Raw genomic sequence first — 4,505 nt, 5'->3', positions numbered from 1 at the left:
TGTTGTTTCTTTCTACCACCCGCTCCATCAGGCCGCTATCGTTGTCCCCGCGAGGTGACTCTCCGCTTCGTGCCGGAGAAGAACTCGGCCCTCCCGCGGGCCCCTGTGGCTTCACCACTCCTTCCCGCGGGTAGGCCCCTTCCGGGGTTTTCTGCTGTCTTCGCTCTTCTCTCGAACTCATCGGTCTCACCTCTTACTTGATGTTCGGGCCTTCCCTCGAAGTTCATGACCTCCAAGGTACTATGCCCTCTGCTGACTCCTGCCGGTTCAGCCATGCCTTTCAGCATGGGTTACCAGTTTACCTGGCGTTTCCGACAGGCCTCCCCGGGTAAGAGCGTTAACTTTCACCCCGCGCCCGCCCCATATACTCTACCGCCCCTTGGCAGCCTTGGATTTCGCTGTGTCTAGCCAGCTCATCCGAGCGGTCTAGCCTCGTATGGGGTTCTTGTCCATCGGGCCGTGGCTTTGCCTCCGGCTTCCTTCGGATTCCACCTCACGGTGGACACCCTTGCCTTTGGCTAGCAGACTAGGGCTGCCTCGCCTGCAGTGGACTTTCACCACCGAGTTAACGCCCATGCCGGGCGCACAACAAAAAGAGGCTGCATGTTAAGCAGCCTCTTTTGGCTAATTCAAGCATTTTCAAAGATTCGCTTTACTTCTTGTTCCGTAAATTCGTACCTTTCCCTGCAGTACTGGCAGACGAGTTCGATTTTCCCTTTTTCTTTTAAGATATCCTCGGCTTCTTCCTTTCCCAAATTTACGATTGCAGCTTCGAGCCGTTCGCGGGAACAGGAACAGCGATAGCTCACCTCGTTTTTTGCAAGGAACTTCAGCTTGAAACCGGGAAGGAGCAAATTGAGCAATTCTTCGGGGGAATTTTTTTCATCTATGAGTTCGGTGACGGGTTTCATCACCTTTATGTTCTCTTCTATGGAAATGGCGGTGCTTTCGTCAGCGTTAGGAAGAAGCTGGACGATAAAACCACCTGCCGCCCTCACCTTTTCCTCTTTATCCACGAGGACTCCAAGGCTTACCGCAGAGGGAATTTGCTCGGATTTGGCAAAGTAGTAAGTGAGGTCTTCGGCGATTTCGCCGGATACCAGCGGCACCTGCCCCACGTAAGGCTCTTTCAGCCCCAGGTCTTTTATGACGGTAAGGGTCCCCTGCCTTCCGACGATGCCTCCCACGTCGAGTTTTCCCTTTTCGTTGAGAGGAAGGTCCACAAGGGGATTTGCGATGTAGCCCTTTACGTTTCCCTTAGAATCGGAAAAAGCAAAGAGAACGCCCGCGGGGCCGCCGCCATCCACGCGAAGCGTGACGTTGTCTTTTTCGCTTTTTAACATCAAGCCCATCATCGCTGCCGCCGTGAGCAGCCGCCCCAAGGCTGCCGTTGCGGTCGAGGAACAGCCGTGGATTTTTCTTGCCCTCTCCACCAGCTCTGTGGTGCGGGCGGCAAAAGCCAGCACCCCCGCCTCCTCGTCGATGGCTCTTATCACGTAGTCTTTAAGCTCAACCAAAATTTGTTGCCTCCCTTTGCAAATGAGTTGTGGCTATAAGTATTATACCACATTTTGGGGGCTTGACTGCATTTCGGGTTCTTAAGAGATGAAACCTATTTGGAGTTTTCGCTTAGATAATTTATTATTAGGCGGGCGGCCTTCTTTCCGGAGAGCAACATGCCACCGAAAATCGGGCCCATGCGGCAGCCGCCCTCCACGTTGTTGGCCGCCATTCCTGCCACAAAAAGCCCCGGCGCCAACATCCGCGTATTGGCCACCACGTCCTCCTCGCCTTTTTCAGCGTTCATGAAGGATTCCCGGATAAGGCCCGTGCCGGCTCTCCTGCTGTAAAGGTTGGCCAGCACTGCATCATGACCGGTGGCATCTAGTACTGCCTTGGCGGTGAGCACCATGGGGTCCACGTGAAGGCCAGCCATCTCTATGGCGCTGTTGTTTACCACCACGCCGGTGATTTTGTCACCGGTGGAGTGAAGGTCCACCACGGTAAGCATGTTGAAAAACCTAATACCCGGATGTGCCGCAGCTTTGGCGATGAGCTTGCTGGCAAAAAGAGGCGCGGAGACTACCAGAGCCCCTTCGTCTTCCACAAAAGGAACATCGGCTTCTTTTAATATCCACTCTACGTCCTTCTGAAGCACCACTTTATTAAAACTCATGGCGCCACCCCATATCCCGCCTCCCGGCGCTAATCTCCTGTCCAAGACCGTAACCTTATAGCCCTGGTCAGCCAAAGTCCAGGCGCAGGTAAGGCCAGAAGGCCCCGCACCTGCTACTATCACATCGGATTTAACTGCATCTTCCAGATCCTTGAAGTAATGCTTCATAATGAGGCTGCTCACCTTTGTGTCAGGGACAGGAACGGAAAAAGATTTCATAAAAACCACCCTCCATTTAAGATGTTTTTTAATATTTTATTTTATTGATTCATCCACCACTTTTTTCAACGTCCTGACGTTTTCGGCTATGTTCCCGCAAAACACCGCCGAGATGCAGGAGATGCCGTCGGCTCCCGCCGCGATGACTTCCCCGGCGTTATCCTTAGTTATGCCTCCTATGGCGACTACGGGAATTTTTACTTTGCTTTTGATTATTTTTAGGCCCTCCAGGCCAATGGCTTCGGAAAAGGGTTTGGTGGGAGATGGGAAGATAGCACCAACCCCCAGGTAGTCGGCCCCGTCTTCTTCTGCTTTTATAGCCTCCTCGACGGTTTTGGCCGAGACCCCCAGGATTTTTTCTTTTCCTATGATTCTCCTCACCACATCCGCCGGCAGGTCATCCTGCCCCACGTGGACGCCGTCGGCATCTACGGCCAGGGCGATGTCCACCCGGTCGTTGATTATGAACGGAATCCTGTAGGCTTTTGTGAGTTCCCGAAGCTGGAGGGCGAGATGGTAAAATTCCCTGCTTGTAATATCCTTTTCCCTGAGCTGAAGCACCGTAATCCCCGCTTTTATGGCTTCCTCCACGGCATCAACTAGACTCCTTTTGCCAATATAAGACCTTTCGGTTATGGCGTAAAGCGAATAATCAATCTTCATGCAATCATCTCCTTATAGTTACTGAAAATTTCAAACGTTCAGCCCCGCCTTTTGGTAGAGATTGAAAAAGTGATGGACGGGACCCGCGCCCCCGCCTATGTTTACGGAGTTTTTGATGGCCGAAGTGATGTACTCTTTTGCCAGCTTAAACGATGTAAAAAGGTCGTGTCCCAGGGCGAGGTTTGCCGCAATGGCCGAAGAAAAGCTACAGCCGGTGCCGTGGGTGTTTTTCGTCGGGATTTTTTCCGACCTTAATTCCCGGAACTCATTTCCGTCGAAAAACACGTCAACGGCGTCATCCTCCAGATGGCCGCCTTTTACGATTACTGCCCGGCAGCCGTAGGACATTATGTTTTCTGCGGCTTTCTTCATGTCCTCCACGTTCTTTATGGTTATTCCGCTAAGTGCTTGTGCTTCGGGGATATTTGGGGTCACCACAAGGCATCTTTTAATAAGCTCTTTTTTAAGGGCATCGATGGCATCCGGTTTCAAAAGCGCATGACCGCTTTTTGAAATCATGACCGGGTCTAGCACTACCTTTTCCGGATTGAATTCATCGATCCCCCTTGCTATTGCTTTTATTATGGCCTCGGATGATACCATGCCTATCTTTACTGCATCCGGCGGCAGGTCTTCGAAAACGGCCTTCATCTGCAAATACACCATTTCCGGCGAGATGTCCTCGACGCCGATTACCGCTTTTGTGTTCTGGGCGGTGACCGAAGTTATGACGCTCATCCCGAATACGCCGTGGGCGCTGAACGTCTTGAGGTCCGCCTGAATTCCGGCTCCTCCTCCCGAGTCGGAGCCCGCAATGGTGAGAGCAAGCTTCATTTTTCAAATCCCCCCTAAAAATAAATTGACCCGCCTGTGCAGGCGGGCAGATTCGATTCTTCCCCGGAAGGGGAAAACGGCGAACTGCTTCCCTACGCAGGCATTACCCTGAGCAGGTTCAAGGGGTCGAGACCCGAAGTGGGCCTCCTCTCAGCCGAAGCTCCCCCAGCAGGACTTTCGTGAGATTATTTTATTGTTTGATACAATTATATCATATCATTCTCCAGAAAATGATATTTTCCTTAAGTTTTTAAATTTAGACAATTTTAAAATTTATTTTTTCAGACTTTTGTTTTAAAAAACTACCTGTAGTATTTTATATTGTGGATAAATCTGTGGAAACTGTGTACATCTTAAATTTAATAAGACCGTTAGAACTTATTTTTCTAGAATTGTATGACCAGGGGACCATAGTGTTCACCGGTAAAAAGGTAAGGCTGAGGGCATACCGCAAATATTACGACCAGCTGGTCATGGGAATTTTTTGAAGTTAATGGCTCGCTACCGGAAAAAACTGTCTGTGTCAAGAGTTTGTAGGTAAAAAATTTTTTAAGCTGACCTCACCACTATTGTAAGTCCAGGTGACATAAATTTGATGTATTATATTGCCATT

At 50.5% G+C, this 4,505-nt stretch carries 6 protein-coding genes, 1 pseudogene and 1 riboswitch; of the genes and pseudogenes, 1 reads left to right on the top strand and 6 read right to left on the bottom strand.

Going from position 1 to position 4,505, the window contains the following annotated elements; translation table 11 throughout:
• The 6 genes and pseudogenes from AN618_RS12900 to thiD all read right to left on the bottom strand — a co-directional run.
• A pseudogene (locus tag AN618_RS12900) lies at nt 1-181 on the bottom strand (group II intron reverse transcriptase/maturase); the annotation flags it as partial.
• Between the two features lie 245 nt (nt 182-426).
• Complete coding sequence (locus tag AN618_RS13250) at nt 427-576, bottom strand: hypothetical protein (protein ID WP_157081671.1); 150 nt, start codon at nt 574-576, stop codon at nt 427-429.
• A 53-nt stretch (nt 577-629) separates the two neighbouring features.
• Complete coding sequence (hslO, locus tag AN618_RS12050) at nt 630-1,517, bottom strand: Hsp33 family molecular chaperone HslO (protein WP_066355533.1); 888 nt, start codon at nt 1,515-1,517, stop codon at nt 630-632.
• Between the two features lie 95 nt (nt 1,518-1,612).
• Nucleotides 1,613-2,395: a sulfide-dependent adenosine diphosphate thiazole synthase gene (locus AN618_RS12045; RefSeq protein ID WP_066355531.1), complete on the bottom strand. Its 783-nt coding sequence runs from the start codon at nt 2,393-2,395 to the stop codon at nt 1,613-1,615.
• A gap of 36 nt (nt 2,396-2,431) precedes the next feature.
• On the bottom strand, nt 2,432-3,058 hold the full coding sequence (thiE, locus tag AN618_RS12040; RefSeq protein WP_222926514.1) for a thiamine phosphate synthase: 627 nt from the start codon (nt 3,056-3,058) through the stop codon (nt 2,432-2,434).
• 30 nt (nt 3,059-3,088) lie between these two features.
• The gene (gene thiD, locus AN618_RS12035; protein WP_066355529.1) at nt 3,089-3,892 is read right to left on the bottom strand and encodes a bifunctional hydroxymethylpyrimidine kinase/phosphomethylpyrimidine kinase; all 804 of its coding nucleotides are present in this window, start codon (nt 3,890-3,892) and stop codon (nt 3,089-3,091) included.
• A gap of 72 nt (nt 3,893-3,964) precedes the next feature.
• A riboswitch (TPP riboswitch) is annotated at nt 3,965-4,069 on the bottom strand.
• A 146-nt stretch (nt 4,070-4,215) separates the two neighbouring features.
• Between thiD and AN618_RS13245 the strand changes: the two genes are divergently transcribed.
• Entirely contained in the window at nt 4,216-4,380 is a 165-nt protein-coding gene (locus AN618_RS13245) for a hypothetical protein (RefSeq protein WP_157081754.1), read from the top strand.
• Nucleotides 4,381-4,505 lie beyond the last annotated feature (125 nt).

The organism is Fervidicola ferrireducens (assembly GCF_001562425.1).
Taxonomy (GTDB): domain Bacteria; phylum Bacillota; class Thermosediminibacteria; order Thermosediminibacterales; family Thermosediminibacteraceae; genus Fervidicola; species Fervidicola ferrireducens.
This window is presented reverse-complemented; position numbering and strand designations above follow the sequence as displayed.

Bases quoted from the DNA above. Each gene is read 5' to 3' on its own strand.
- AN618_RS12045 (WP_066355531.1), bottom strand. From the start codon at position 2,395: ATGAAATCTTTTTCCGTTCCTGTCCCTGACACAAAGGTGAGCAGCCTC.
- thiD (WP_066355529.1), bottom strand. From the start codon at position 3,892: ATGAAGCTTGCTCTCACCATTGCGGGCTCCGACTCGGGAGGAGGAGCC.
- thiE (WP_222926514.1), bottom strand. From the start codon at position 3,058: ATGAAGATTGATTATTCGCTTTACGCCATAACCGAAAGGTCTTATATT.
- AN618_RS13250 (WP_157081671.1), bottom strand. From the start codon at position 576: ATGGGCGTTAACTCGGTGGTGAAAGTCCACTGCAGGCGAGGCAGCCCT.